We start from the raw sequence: 14,198 nt of genomic DNA on the forward strand, positions 1-14,198 counted from the left end.
AATCTCTAAGAGGGGGGAAAGTATATGAAGAAACTCCTTATTGTTGGGTTATTATTGCTGAGCGTAGCCCTCATGGCTGTAAACATGCCGGTCCAACTACCTTTATGGGTCGACTTCGACACCAGCAAAGTCGAACCAGATGGAAGAGCTGAACTCATAAAGCTGCTTTTTGCTAATAATCTTGATCCAGTTTTCAATGTCACAGAATATGGGCTTATACCGCGCGAAACCGCTGAAGAGCTTGCTCCGTTTGACCTTACAGATCCCATCACTCCTTATGAAGTGCTTGCAATGCTCGTTAAGTATTTTGGTCTTGAAAGGGATGCGATAGAATATCCCATGAATGCACCCTATGACAACAGCATAAAGACTGAATTCGAAGAGCTTGGCTACAAAGATGGATTTGACTATACAAGGATCTGGGGTTACAAAGAAGTCCTCGGTGATCGGATTAAGTTAAACTACAAAAAAGACAATTTAACAAGGGCTGAATATTTCAAAATTCTTGTTGATGCCTTTGTGGAAAAGAACAAACCTAAATATAACTATCTGCTTGACAAAATCAATGAAAATAAAAAGCTTTATCTCGAAAGCAGCATTGTTGATAAGAAAGAAGAAGCAAAAAAACTAAGAGAAGAAGCTGAAAAATTCCAGGATACTGCAAAACTCGAAGAGGTAAAAAAAATAGAAAGGGAAATTGAAAAAGCAGAATCTAGAGCAGCGGAAAGAGCTTATATTTATGTCTTTGAAAACTACTTCCTCGCACCTAGTGAAGATGGCAAAGCGCTGCCTTTATTGATGTCTGAAGAGCTTTATACAAGAACTGACTATTTCAACAGGGAATATGATATCAACGTTACAAGAGCAGAAGCTTATGCCCTGTTTGCCAAATTGGCTCTTTCTCCTGTGAAGACTGCCGAAGAGCTCGGGCTTGAAGTACCCGCGAGAAATATCCAGAACGTGGTCTCTTACATGAAGAAATACGATGGACAGCTCGTTTTTGGCGAAATCTCATTGCCAAAGGATATAGTTGCTGAAATAAAGGTATTCGACCGCGATGCAATACTTGCTGTCTGGGAAGAAAATCACAAAGATGATCCGAAATTTGAAGAAATGAAAGAAGAATTCGAAGCGAAACTGGATAAGGTTACTGATTTCGTTCTCGTTAAAACCGAATCTGGAAAGACCTACATCTTGATTGATTCAGCCGATTTTTCCTTTATGTTCCCAAATGACCCTCTTCCCCCATACGAAAATGCTCTTAAAGGGGGATTCGTGGAGCTTTACAAGAACCTTCTTGATGAAGCACCGTCCAAGACATATACAAAGACCTGTGAAGCAGCTGTAAGAGAAAGGATAAGCGAGAATTATATAGTGACTTTTAAAGCATCATGCAAGACAACGCCTACTTTCGACGAAGGTAAATCCAAAGTAAAAGAAGTAAAAGTCGATGTTTCCTCTCTTACCGGTGCGAAAATGATGGTCCACAGTGCCTGGGATGTAACAAAAACCACAACAATGGACGTTGACAAGGTATATCCATACGAGCTTATAAGCTTTGATTATAAAGAAGACACTGTCTACCAGTGTAAAGATTCTACTGATACAACTGAACCTCCAGATAAGGAGATTTTTAAAGGTTCCGAAGTAACTGTTTATCCTGTTGCTGCAAGAATACTCTACTCTACTGATGAATTGAAGGTAAGCACACTTGAAGAATTCAAGAACGCCTTTGGAAGCAATATTGTTTCCGCTGACACCGGTGTTCCTGAAAGAGTGCATTCCATAATCAATTTCGTTGACGTACTCAATGAACTTGGAGTTCCTGAAGATGCTTCATTCGGTTGTATGTTTAAGTTCAGCCGTGAAGGAGTTGAACCAACTTCAAAGGTAGAGATCACCAATCCTACTCTCCACTATACTCTCCTTGGAAGACTGGTTAACGCTAAATTCACCGAAAGGGATAAATCGTTCTTCTCCGAATTCACTACAGAGGTGCTTCCAGATCCTGTAAGCTTTGTCGGTAACGTTTACTTGATCAAAGAAGGCTCTGAATCCGGGAAAGTTGTGAAGAACGCTGGCGTTATCAACGAATTGTTTGACCTCCAGGACGGTCTTCCATTCGGGCTTTCAGGCACATACACTGTATTACTTGAATACCATGCTGATGACGAGAATATTGATGAATACTTCATCAGGATTTTGAATAAGTAAAAGATGTCTTTTTCATCGCGGCCCGCCAGTGGCGGGCTGCTTTTGTTAAAGGGGAGGTGTCAAAATGAAACGCAGTTTGAAACTCACAATAGGGATCACAATACCAATAGCAGTATTGCTGGTGCTGCTGTATTTCTTCCTCTGGCCAATTACTATAACAGTTAGTGCAATATTTCCCACTGATGCGCAGGGAAATCCTACAATAAAAGCAATTTCTTCAATAGAAGAAGTCACTTTGAGCAAAGACAAGCCATCTGCCAAGCTAAAGGCCAAACGAAAGGATTCAGTGGATTTTGTGACTCTTGAAGGTGTTCTGCTCGACAGGAAAGAAATAGTCAGGGAAGTAAAAGAACTTAAATACGCTTTTCCTGAGCCAGATATAAATTTATTCAACTACTCCTTCAGCGAAGATGGAAAAGAGCTGATATTGAGCTGGAGAGCTGAGAGCTCTCCTTATAACATTGATAGCGTGAGTCTTGAAAGAAATGGGACTGCCGTTACAAGAAAAGGAGATAGCTACACGGATAACATTGTGGATTATCAGGGTAAGAGACTATCATATGATCTGACAATTGGATATAAATACGGCCCTGTCTACATAGAAAAATCAAAAACTCTCAGTGTTGAAATACCCATGTTACCCGTTGAGATAGAAGTAAAAGTCTCCCTTGGAAAGGGTCTCGATCCCGAAAAAGTATCCCTTTTACTTGATGAAAAGCCATATAAGCTAGAGTCTAATCTAAAAGCCATTATCAGTACAGTACCACAGGGAAAGCACAAGCTTGAACTAAAATACGATGGAATATCACTATTGACAAAGGAAGTCGTTCTAAAATGGAATGATGATATCCCGTACCTTTTTGAATTCCCCATTGATTCTATCGAAATCAGTGAGCTGTCGGCAACACGGGATGGAGAAAATATGAATCTTAACTGGAAAAGCGACCTGAAATCCTATGAGGAAACCGACGTTAGCTATCTCATAACAGTAGATGCCTCAAACTTTGTCACAAAGGAAAAATCCTTTGTGCTTACCCTTCCCGAGGAAACTATGCAAATAGTCGTTACACCACTATATAAAGGAGTCGCCTTTGGTTTGGAAGAAACTGTTGAGGTTTTGGGAAAACCATTCTTCGAGCTGGGAACAATACCGGGCTATATCCCTTCAACAAGCCTGGAAATCCAATTTGAAGCGAAGAACATTTCAGAACTTTTACTTTCCCTTGATGGAGCAGAACCTGCTAAAATAGATACCCAAAAAGGGAAAATTGTTTTCGAAGAGCTTTCAGAAGGCGTTCATGCTATAAGTTTCTACATCACAGATCTATATGGGGAGAGCTTCACCAAGAGTGCTACATTTGTGGTGGACACAACACCTCCTAATGAACCGACATTACTGAATTACAATATAGTCGGAAAGAGAATCATTATAAACCTCGCCACGAGTTCTGACACCGTTTCTATTTCTGGTGAAGTTAATGTCTCTGATACCACCACATTCCATATAGAAACAAAAAACAATCAGATAACCGTTCCTGTTCCTTCCCCGGAAACAGGATTTAACGGTACTCTTGAACTATTCCTCACAGCCATTGATAGAGCCGGTAATATGTCAATGCAAGCACATTATGAAATTGAGCTTGTCAACTTCGAAGAGATTGTGGGAAGTCTTGGCTTTGATGTGATTCAAAAAGACTACAAACCAGTTACCCTTCGAATTTCAAACTCAAGAGTTAGCGAAGAAGCTTCAATTACAGTTTTTGTCGAAACTTTGAAAGGAACAAGATTATTTACCTATAACTTATCTAATACCTTCAGCGTTTCAGAACCCCTGGAAGGTGTTTATTTTGGCGATCTTAAAATTTCATATATAATAAACGCCCTGGGAATTGAATCGCCAACCTATGTCGCCACAGAAACACGAGTTGACTTAAAGAATCTTGATGGTTTCTATGCCTATCAGGTGGATGAAGATGGCAAATTCAGGGTGAGATTCTATCCTGTTCCCGATCCTGATGTTAAATACAGGATTCGCCGGAAAATATTAGACACGCCTGTGAATCAGGAAATAAAAACTATCTCGTTTGAAGAAACAGACCTGGATAGTGACACGCCCATTTTAAAAGACTTTGACTCGCCACTGCCTTTAACCAATAACGCAACAATGGAAATCTCTGTCGAGGTGGAAATAATTACAGACCAGTACAGCTATAAGTTTCCTGAAAAGCGCTTGACTCTGTATAAAGGTGCTACTATCCTAACCGGGAATGCTACTGATGCGGAATTTGACAAACGGGCTTTCCCCATTTTAATAGCTGAGAATTATACAATCCCCAATGATTCCGAGGTTTCCATTGCAGGAAAGGGCCTGGTGCTTATTCAAGATGGCTCCTCTTTCGTGGTAAACGGTACGCTAAATATCTCCGGGAGCAACGGCTTGATTACACTAAAAAGCGAGTCAAGAAATGAGATTTTGCTTTATGGCGGTGAGTTGAATTTAAAAAAGGCATCTGGATATGAAATGTCTATCTTTGCCTCGGGTGCGCGATTAAACATAGAAGACTGCGTTTTCTCAGATGTCTTCAATCCTCTGATCGTTAAAAACGGTTCATCGGTGAAACTAAATAACATTTCCATCAACTCTGTGGGAACAGCTGGATATATAAGCGATGCTGTTATTTTCGATGCTCATGATGTTGAAATAATCAACTCTACAAAGGGATTTATACTGATCAATCCACAAAAAGCTTATATAAATAAATACGTTGCCAATACGGGAATTAAAAATACCGGATTGGAAATTAAGAATTCTCTTTCTGATGAGATAGTTATTGAGGATCTTGATATCTCATCAGGACGCTTTGCTCTTAATATTGAGAATCTGAAGAGCATGATGATTAACAATGCTCGTTTGAAAGCATCGGGTTTTTATGTCATGGCACTTAGCAATGTAGAAAAGGCTCAGGTAGCTGATGTGTCTATAAGTGGTATCCCCGGAAAAGCCCAGCCAAACATAGGACTTTTCGTTGCCAGCACTGGAGGGATTTTCAAGGGAATCTCTGTAAGCCAGTGCAAAGAAATAGGAATTTTCATAAACAACAGGTGGCTTCCGGAAGAGCTCATAGAAACATACAATGCTCTTCCACCAAAAGAAAAGGAGAACTGGGCACCGATTGAACTGTACACCAAAACCGAGGCATTTTCAGAAAATTTCTATGATATCTATCTTGAAGGTATTTACAACCTTCGCGCTCCGGGGCTGGATCTTAGCAGGCTCAGGATCTATGATTGGAGAGTCGATAAAACCTGGTCTAATGAACTCGGTAAGATCTTTCCCAGAGGCACTGTTATTGTGAAGTAAATCAAAATACGCTCAAATAGCGTTCATAGTGATCTGGTGCTACGGTAACTATTTTCCCCGTGGTGCCAGATTTTTTTAATCTATACGCCGCAGCGACATTTGCACCGGACGAAATCCCAACCAATAATCCTTCTTTCCTGTGAAGCCATTGCATCATCTCGATTGCTTCGCCAGAGCTTACGGTAATTATATCGTCCAGAAGATCTTGGTCGAGAATAGCCGGGACAAAGCCCGCACCTATGCCCTGAATTCTGTGCTTACCGGGTTTTTCCCCGGAAAGAACAGCGGATTCTTCTGGCTCGACGCCTATGATTTTAATTCCAGGAAGTAACTTCTTCAAAGCCCTGCCAGCTCCCGTAATAGTACCGCCTGTACCTATGCCAGCAACAAAGATATCTAATTCATTGCCACATTGCTGGAATATCTCCGGTCCGGTGCTTATCTCATGATAGTAGGGGTTTCCTGGATTGGAAAACTGGTCCAGAATAACAGCATTTTCAAGGTTACGGACAATTTCTTTTGCTCTCTCAACGGCTTCTTTCATACCTCCTGATGCACTTGTCAGGATAACATCGGCACCGAGTTCCTCCATAACCTTCCATCGCTCTTCACTTACGCTTTCGGGCATTACCAGAATTGCTTTGTATCTGAATTTGCTTGCAAACATGGCTATTGAAATACCGGTGTTTCCACTTGTAGGCTCTACAACGGTAACTCCTTCTGAAATTCTACCCCTGCTCTTCATGTATAAAATCATTCCCATTACAGCCCTATCCTTTACGCTGCCGCCAGGATTGTTTTTTTCCAGTTTCAGTAAAATGCTTCCTGAAGAATCAAGGCTTCTCAAAGAAACAAGGGGCGTCTTTCCAACTATCATATCAATGCTCATAGGTTTACCTCATGATGGATTTTTTCTGTCTTTTTTGCAGGAATGCCGACATATGTCTGATTTTCAGGTACATGCTCAAGGACAACGCTATTTGCACCGATCTTTGCATTATCACCCACAATTATAGGTCCAAGTATCTTTGCACCAGCCCCGATAATTACATTACGTCCAATGTCCGGATGCCGTTTCCCTTCGACTATTCTTCGACTACCAAGAGTTACTCCATGATAAATCAATGTACCGCTACCAACGGTTGCTGTAGACCCAATGACTACACCTATTCCATGATCAATTACAACGCCAGCTTCAATATGAGCTGCTGGATGTATATCGATATTGAAAATCACCCTGTTGAAATAATGGATTAACTCAGCAGGCCAGAAAAAACCGAAATTCCAGAGCAAATGGGATAATCTATATAAAAAAAGCGCATGAAATCCGGCTGAAGTCAAATATATGTGAAATTTCGATCTTGCAGCGGGATCTTTTATTAAATATTCGTCAAAGTCCTTCTTGACCGCTTTCAGTAAATTCATCATTTCATTTGTGAAATTTCCCATCAAATCACCTCATTTATATATTACCAAAAATATCGGAATTTAGTTGTTATTTTCGTAACTGTTTTAGTAAACACACCTAAAACAAACCAGTTAAGTCAATGCAGTGATACTTCTTTTGGATTCGATGAATAGGCGATTATTGGGCCTCTTATGATAGAATTTTTTGGAGGGGGGATATCATGAAATATTTTTTTCTTCTTTGTAGCTTTTTAGTAGCCGGAATGGTTTTTTCATTGACGGTGATTTATGCTGGTATATCACCAGCATTTTCACTTAACAACTACGAGTCAGTTGACGGAAGTTATGAACCGAACTTGTATGACCTTTTAAGATACTATTCACTTCCAGCACTGGGAAAGGCAGGCTTTCAAATAAGTAATGAGCATCTGGAAGCTGCAATGTTCATAGAAGCCCGCCAGGATTTTTCCGCATTTTTACTTGGAAGGGATTTTTCGAATCTTCCTCTATCTGTTGGTTCATGGGCACCCTTTTTTGATGCCAATTATCCCCGCGTGGGTTACATCCAATGGGGTTCTTCTTCTGTTCTCATTTCAGCGGGCAGGAGAAAATTGAAGTGGGGGCCTGCTACCTATGATATTGGGCTTTCCAGCGTTCCTCCATATTTCGATCATCTATGGTTACAGTTTTCCGACGAAACCTTTTTTGGCAGCTTTGACTACAATTTCTTTGCGATTTCAGCTGATAGGAGTGTATATGGCGATCCCAAGACTCTTTTAGGCCACAAATGGGCCTTTTCAAGCGATGCTTTCAGATTGAGTTTCGCCGAGGAAAACCTGATTTACGGGGTTTATCCGGATTTACAGGATATTGGACCATTCATTATATATCATCATAGTTACCAGACCCATTCAAATGTCATGTTTTTTGTCACCGCTGAAATGCTGCTGAAAAGTTTTAGAATCTATGGTGAATTTGGCCTTGATGAATTCAGGCTAAACACGGAAGGTGAAAATTCCAGGCCTACGGCTTTTGGCTGGCTTGCCGGTGTAGAGTGGAGCAGCAGCGAAATCTGGAATAAAGTCAGAAACAAAGAGTATTTTGATGACTTCACATTGTTCGAAAGGGGATTATCAACTCCATCAGCAGTTAAGCTGAGGTATGAGTATTACCACACAACGCCCTATCTATACAATAGAGATGCTGATATCGGGAAATTCACCTATCCTTTCAGGCTCAACGTTATGTGGCTCAATATGTGGCCCGACATAGACTTTTTCTTTGGCTTCCCATATGGTCCTGACGTATCTCTGCATTTGTTGAGCTATCAATGGAACAAGGAAAAAATCGAGCTTTTTTCTCAGGTCGAATTCCTTGCCATGGGAAGTTACGGGATCGACAGCCCTTATTATGCACCCTATGAGCATGACTGGTATAAACTCGTTGAACCCGTAAGCAGGCAGGTGATACTTACCGTCAGGACGAGATATTATCCTGAATCTGATTTTGGACTATTCGGGCTGCTATCTCTGAAATTTACAGCTGATGGGCTGAAGTGGCTATTGAATTTCGGCATTAGCAAATCGTATTCATTTTAGGAGGTTGGTTCTATGAAAAGCATCTGGTTACTGCTGGTAATTCTCGTTCCGATTGTCGCTCTTGCAAACATTGCAAACTTGAACTTCAAGGCAGATGATAGCTACATAGTCTGGAAAGCTGAGCTGCTATTGAACAAAGAGGTACCTGCTGTACCAAATACTCCTATCAGTTCGGCTTTTATGGGTGAACCTGAACAATTTACAAGCAACACCACAGCTTCTTTTACCACCACTCCACAGCTTACCCTTCATAACTTCGAGCCCTTTACTACAAGGAAAGGCTGGTACAATCCCTGTGTTCCACTTTATTTAAGATACAGGTACGATACATTGCAACCATGGGCAATTCTGAGATTTGATTCCGATATAAGCAGCAATGCAAAAGCGGTGATAAATCTGGATTTCAAAAAAGACTACCGAAGCTACATCAGCCATGGACCTTCAGGAAATGCCACGCCTCTTGCCAATTTGCCTGTGGAATTGCTCAAGGGAGATGTCAGGGCACTGGACTTCAGCTTCCCGAGTTTTGGCTATGCTGCTTACGCAACCGGGGAATTCCAGGCAAGTCTGGGTCGTTATAAATTAAGCTGGGGACCCATGAGAAATGGTCTTACTATCAGCAATGCTTCCAATTATTATGACAATTTCAGTTCTTCCTATGTAACACCCATGGGCAAAAGCGGGAATTTCTCTTATACCTTCAACATGATCTCCGTTATACCATTACTCAGCGGAGGTGAGTGGGAACGCCAAAGAAAGGTATCTGTTGGAAGTCCTCATTATTGGGATCTTAATCAAGACCAGGTGTATGATGAACCTTCAAAACTCATTGTCGGACATCGTTTTGATATAAAACTCAACAAACGGCTGCGAATCGGTGTGGGTGAAATCAACGTAGTTGGAGGAAAACATCCTGATCTCACAGATTTCAACCCTTTCATTGTATTTCACAACACCTATGGCGAGGGGTTTTCCAATGTTATGATGTCTCTGGATTTCTCTCTAGTGCCTTTCAAGGGATTCCAGATTTACGGTGAGTTTGCTATGGATGATTACTCGGGTCCAACAGAGGCTGGTGCGCGTGGAAAGCCAGCTGCCATGGCATATGGGCTTGGCGCTGAGTATTTCCTTGAAAGCACCCGGGGCATATATCATTTCTCTGCTGAGGCCTATCACACGGACACCTGGATGTACAACAGATGGCAGCCCCTGCTGAAAATTACAAATAGAACCATAACCAAATCTGAACTTCCCGGCGCAAGAGATGCAAATGAGTACCCTCTTGGGTTCAAATACGGTCCTGATTTAAATGCGTTTTCGCTGCTCATGCAATGGTTTGGTAATAGTATCTCGGCATCCGTTGAATTTGAGCATTTTACACAGGGTGAAGTAACGCTGGATACCCCGTATCTGAATATGGATGAACCCAGTGATGAACCTGGCGAATTCACGGATCCAGAATATTGGAGGGGGCCGGTAGGCGAACTAAAAAAAGCGAATATTCTTACTGTTAAGCTGGAAGGAACTCTTTGCGGTTTTAGAATCGGTTCGGATTTTAGCTTATATTTTGGGAGCTACTTTGAGCAATACACAACAAGAAAAGTTACCTTTGAACTTAGGCCATTTATAGAGATAGTATTTTAGAAGAGCATTATCAGCAGTGTGAAAATCACGCCACATGTAAAACCGAGTATCAGGCCAAAAACAAAAGAACTATTTCTGCCCTTCCTTTTCAGGGGGGGCTTTTTTTCTTTTTCCTCCCTGTACCAGTCCCTGTCGTATATTCCCATATTTATTCACCTCTTTTGTAAGGAAAGTTCCCCAATAGCGTCGTATGAATATGACAAGGGGAACAGCAAGCACTATTCCATATACACCAAAAAGCTCGCTGCAAGCTATCATGGAAAGCAGTATGATAAACCAGTTCAATTTCAACCTTCTGGACATAATCCTTGGCGATAACACCCACATTTCGAGTTGATTGGCGACAACCAGCAGCAGTAGCGCAAAAACAACTCCAAGAATTGGAGCATCTGTATAGCTTATATAGCCTATAACAAGCAAAGGTATGGCGGTGACGATAACTCCAAAGAAGGGAATGAAATTCGTAATTCCAGCAAGTAATCCAAGAAATAACGCCTGCTGGATTTTAAAGAAAAATGCACCAAAACCTATCACTGAACCCACTGCAAGGGCTACTATGAGCTGTCCTGTAATATATCCCTGAAGATCCCGGTAAAATCCCTTAAAAAATCCCGTCACTTCATCTCCTTCACATCCTGGAAAAAGGGTGTGAACTGCTTTGCGCCTGAAAAAGAACCGGGTTCTTGTGGTAAGGAAAACCGCAGCTACCACCAGCAATATACCAAAAGTGATCCAGGAAGCTATGTTTTTGCTTATGTAAAGGCTCGCTTGAAGCAAGAAATCTCCCAGCATTGAACCAGCCTTTTCGAAGGTGTCATTAACAAAACTGCTAAAGGGCTCATTGAGTTTTGACGAAATTTCTGAAAAATCAAGCTCTACAAGGCCCGAACGAAAGCTCTGAACGCCTTTTATAATAATGGGGACAGCGATATAGAGGAGGTATACAAAGGTTATAACAATAGCTCCAAGGGTTACTAGAGAGAGCAGTCGCTTGTAACTCCTCTTCTTAGCCATTCTTGCAGGCGCAATTATAATCATCCCTATCAATACGCTCAGGGTTATAACACGGGTCGTCATAGGAAAGACAAACAGGGAAATAATATAAGCTATAAAATAACCGAGAATCCACTTTGCGCTATTGTTCATGGTATCCCCACAGAAACAAGCAATTTCACCATCGTTCCTCGAGGAGTCGATTTCTTTTCAATAATGCCTTTAAGTTCAAGGCTTATCAACGTATCCAGAGCAGTGTTCTTGTTAATGCCCAGTGAGGAGGCAAGGGCACGGACACTTATCGACATACCCTCTTTGTCAGTTGAAGCATGCGATATGAAAATTAGCATCAATTTTTCAGTGGAAGTCAAATCCTTTCTGCTCAAAAAGACACTAAAGGTGTCATTTTCTGCAGATAAGTTGCTTTTCCGAAGCCTTTTTTCAGGTTTCAGCAGCTTTTGTTTGCTGTTCTTTTTCTTGCCATAGAATTCCTCTTCAAACTCTTCAAGGGCCTTTTTCCTATCATCATCATTTCTAACGGTTTTCTTTATCATTGAAGTCAAAGAATCCATATCAAGCTTTCTGTTTTTTGACACGTTTGAGCACCCCCTGTGAGAGCCTTTTCAAATCCCTCACAGCCAGAGAATTGGGAAAAGCCAGCTGTATGGGTTCACTTATTATCTCTGATTTTTGGACATCAACAGTCCTCCTGATAGGAGGGGTTATATAGGCATCACCATATAGGTCTATAACAGATTTTTCAAGTGCCCTTGATGGTTGTTCATGCTTACGGAAATTGTTGATTACTATACCAAGAAATTCGAGATTTTTGTTGATCCTTTTTTTCACCATGGTAGCTACCTTAAACATTCTATCAAGCCCTTTTAAGGCGTATTTACCGGGACTTACTGGCACAAGAAAATAATCGCTTGTGACAAGAGCGATATTTGTCAAAATACCAAGATTTGGAGGCGTATCAATAAATATGAAGTCATAGCTGGTACGAAGCCCTGTTTCATTTAAGTAATCCTTTAACGAAAAAAGGCTTTGAATGCCATTCCCCATTGATTCTACCCGATATAGCTCATCGTTTGACGGGAGGATATCAAAAGTTGCAAATCCCTTGGTGACAGACCTCTTTATGAGCCCCGGGTCAAAGCTTTCACCCTCAGATATTATGTTTGCAAGATTTACTTCTCCTTCTTCATAGGGATCCTGATCCATGGCAATAGTTAGATTTCCTGATGGATCGAGATCCACAAGCAATACACTGTATCCTCCTAAAGCATATTCATAGGCAAGGCTGTAAGTCAGGGTGGTTTTTCCTACTCCACCTTTGTGGTTTGTAATTGCCACTACGGACAAAGAAATCACCTCTTATCATATCAATCTTTTCGCAATATCAGCAATTTCTTTTTTAGTCATAGGCTCTCCACTTATGATAAGATCCAGAGCATAACCAAAGAGCATTTGAGAGAGCCTTTTAATAACCCGATCTGCCCTTGATTTTGACATATGCTTGATCAATTCTTCTTTTATATTGTCTTCAATCTGAAATTTAAAAGAACGTAATATCTCTCTTATTCTCCTGTTTTTCTTTCCATAAAGCCATAAATAAATCAGGGTTATCAACACATCTTCATGCTCTTCAAACAGTTCATTAACGACTTCAAACATAGCTTCGACAAAGTCTTTAGGTTCAAGGTTCTCTTCAAAAAGGCGGTTAATTTTGGGAAGTAAGTAATTGTTCATAGCATATCTTGACAGGTCGATAAGCATTCCCTCTTTAGACCTATGGTGATAATGTATGGCAGCAAGATTTACATCCGCTTCCCCCGCCACTTTCCTGGTGCTCAATCCTTCAATTGTCTCCTGAGAGATAACCTTGATGGCAGCCTCCATGATCTTTGTCCTCGTAACTTCACCACGCATTGTCATCACTCCTTTCAATCATTCGATCTGTTCAATTATAGCATATCACTCTTCTAAAAATAAAGCCGGGCTGAATGCCCGGCATATTTATGGGAATTCTTATATAGTGATATGGGTCCCAAAAGTTCCTTCAAGTGCTTCCTTAACACCTTCAAGTGAAGTGATTATAGCCTGATGGCCGGTACTTTCGACAAAATCGACAGCGGCTTCGACTTTTGGATACATACTGCCTTTAGCAAAATGCCCTTCTTCCATCAGTCGTTTGGCATCTGATACCTTCAGCTTTTTCAGGGCTTTTTGGTCTTTTTTTCCAAAGTTCAAATAAGCATGGTCAACTGCTGTAAGTATCACAAAAGTATCAGCGCCTATTAATCTCGCAAGCAAAGAAGAAGCCCTGTCTTTATCGATCACAGCTTCTACACCTTCAAGCTTTCCAGCATTGTCCATTACAACAGGGATTCCGCCCCCACCTGCCGCAATAAGCACATTATCCGCTTCCAGAAGAGCTTTGATTGATTCGATTTCCACAATATCCAGAGGCTTTGGTGAAGGCACGACTCTTCTCCAACCCCTTCCGGCATCTTCTTTCATGACCCAGCCTTTGTTTTTCTGGAGATCTCTTGCGGTTTTTTCATCATAAAAAGGGCCAACGGGTTTTGTTGGATTTTCAAAGCCTGGATCGTTTTTGTCAACAACTACCTGTGTGAGCACACAGCTCACGGGTATTTTCAAGCCCCTTCTTTTTAGTTCGTTGGATAATGTCTGGCTGATGAGATAACCAATTGACCCCTGCGTCATAGCATCATTGACATCTATTGGAAAAGGAGGTAATGTGTCCTTCGCTAACTCCTGTTGTACCAGCAGATTACCAACCTGAGGACCATTACCATGGGTAATCACAAGATCAAAACCATCTTCAATGAGATCTGCAAGGTGTTCGACGGTGCCGAGAAGATTGGCTTTCATCACTTCAGCGGTTGGTTTTTCGCCGGGTTTATTCAAAGCATTTCCGCCAATTGCCACCACTATTTTTTTCATTATAGACCTCC

11 protein-coding genes are annotated in these 14,198 nt (G+C 41.3%); 4 read left to right on the plus strand and 7 right to left on the minus strand.

Going from position 1 to position 14,198, the window contains the following annotated elements:
• Positions 1 to 24 precede the first annotated feature (24 nt).
• Positions 25 to 2,214, plus strand: a complete 2,190-nt coding sequence (locus tag AT15_RS03485; RefSeq protein WP_068346396.1) for a hypothetical protein — start codon at positions 25 to 27, stop codon at positions 2,212 to 2,214.
• 64 nt (positions 2,215 to 2,278) lie between these two features.
• Entirely contained in the window at positions 2,279 to 5,575 is a 3,297-nt protein-coding gene (locus AT15_RS03490; protein ID WP_068346398.1) for a hypothetical protein, read from the plus strand.
• 1 nt (position 5,576) lies between these two features.
• On the opposite strand, the gene cysK is transcribed toward AT15_RS03490, so the two are convergent.
• Entirely contained in the window at positions 5,577 to 6,464 is an 888-nt protein-coding gene (gene cysK / locus AT15_RS03495) for a cysteine synthase A (RefSeq protein WP_068346400.1), read from the minus strand.
• On the minus strand, positions 6,461 to 7,024 hold the full coding sequence (cysE, locus tag AT15_RS03500; RefSeq protein WP_068346402.1) for a serine O-acetyltransferase: 564 nt from the start codon (positions 7,022 to 7,024) through the stop codon (positions 6,461 to 6,463). The genes cysK and cysE overlap by 4 nt, the downstream gene beginning before the upstream one ends.
• Positions 7,025 to 7,203: 179 nt before the next feature.
• On the opposite strand from cysE, the gene AT15_RS03505 reads away from it, so the two are divergent.
• Together AT15_RS03505 and AT15_RS03510 are read left to right on the plus strand one after the other, a co-directional pair.
• A complete protein-coding gene (locus AT15_RS03505) occupies positions 7,204 to 8,580 on the plus strand; it encodes a hypothetical protein (protein ID WP_068346404.1) in 1,377 nt (458 codons plus the stop codon).
• Positions 8,581 to 8,592: 12 nt separating this feature from the next.
• Entirely contained in the window at positions 8,593 to 10,224 is a 1,632-nt protein-coding gene (locus AT15_RS03510; protein WP_068346406.1) for a capsule assembly Wzi family protein, read from the plus strand.
• 69 nt (positions 10,225 to 10,293) lie between these two features.
• Here the strand turns inward: AT15_RS03510 and AT15_RS03515 are convergent, their stop codons facing one another.
• The 5 genes from AT15_RS03515 to arcC form a co-directional block, all read right to left on the minus strand.
• Positions 10,294 to 11,370, minus strand: coding sequence for an AI-2E family transporter (locus AT15_RS03515; protein WP_068346409.1), 1,077 nt, complete (start codon positions 11,368 to 11,370; stop codon positions 10,294 to 10,296).
• A complete protein-coding gene (locus tag AT15_RS03520; protein WP_068346411.1) occupies positions 11,367 to 11,813 on the minus strand; it encodes a LexA family protein in 447 nt (148 codons plus the stop codon). The genes AT15_RS03515 and AT15_RS03520 overlap by 4 nt, the downstream gene beginning before the upstream one ends.
• Positions 11,791 to 12,573 carry a ParA family protein gene (locus AT15_RS03525; RefSeq protein ID WP_235598498.1) on the minus strand — a complete coding sequence of 261 codons (783 nt, stop codon included), beginning with the start codon at positions 12,571 to 12,573 and terminating at the stop codon, positions 11,791 to 11,793. The genes AT15_RS03520 and AT15_RS03525 overlap by 23 nt, the downstream gene beginning before the upstream one ends.
• Before the next feature lie 24 nt (positions 12,574 to 12,597).
• A complete protein-coding gene (locus AT15_RS03530) occupies positions 12,598 to 13,149 on the minus strand; it encodes a TetR/AcrR family transcriptional regulator (RefSeq protein WP_068346415.1) in 552 nt (183 codons plus the stop codon).
• Between the two features lie 99 nt (positions 13,150 to 13,248).
• A complete protein-coding gene (gene arcC / locus AT15_RS03535; protein WP_068346416.1) occupies positions 13,249 to 14,187 on the minus strand; it encodes a carbamate kinase in 939 nt (312 codons plus the stop codon).
• Between the last annotated feature and the right edge of the window lie 11 nt (positions 14,188 to 14,198).

This window comes from Kosmotoga arenicorallina S304, assembly GCF_001636545.1.
Lineage (GTDB): Bacteria > Thermotogota > Thermotogae > Petrotogales > Kosmotogaceae > Kosmotoga_B > Kosmotoga_B arenicorallina.

Bases quoted from the DNA above. Each gene is read 5' to 3' on its own strand.
- AT15_RS03485 (WP_068346396.1), top strand. From the start codon at position 25: ATGAAGAAACTCCTTATTGTTGGGTTATTATTGCTGAGCGTAGCCCTC.
- AT15_RS03490 (WP_068346398.1), top strand. From the start codon at position 2,279: ATGAAACGCAGTTTGAAACTCACAATAGGGATCACAATACCAATAGCA.
- cysK (WP_068346400.1), bottom strand. From the start codon at position 6,464: ATGAGCATTGATATGATAGTTGGAAAGACGCCCCTTGTTTCTTTGAGA.
- cysE (WP_068346402.1), bottom strand. From the start codon at position 7,024: ATGGGAAATTTCACAAATGAAATGATGAATTTACTGAAAGCGGTCAAG.
- AT15_RS03505 (WP_068346404.1), top strand. From the start codon at position 7,204: ATGAAATATTTTTTTCTTCTTTGTAGCTTTTTAGTAGCCGGAATGGTT.
- AT15_RS03510 (WP_068346406.1), top strand. From the start codon at position 8,593: ATGAAAAGCATCTGGTTACTGCTGGTAATTCTCGTTCCGATTGTCGCT.
- AT15_RS03515 (WP_068346409.1), bottom strand. From the start codon at position 11,370: ATGAACAATAGCGCAAAGTGGATTCTCGGTTATTTTATAGCTTATATT.
- AT15_RS03530 (WP_068346415.1), bottom strand. From the start codon at position 13,149: ATGCGTGGTGAAGTTACGAGGACAAAGATCATGGAGGCTGCCATCAAG.
- arcC (WP_068346416.1), bottom strand. From the start codon at position 14,187: ATGAAAAAAATAGTGGTGGCAATTGGCGGAAATGCTTTGAATAAACCC.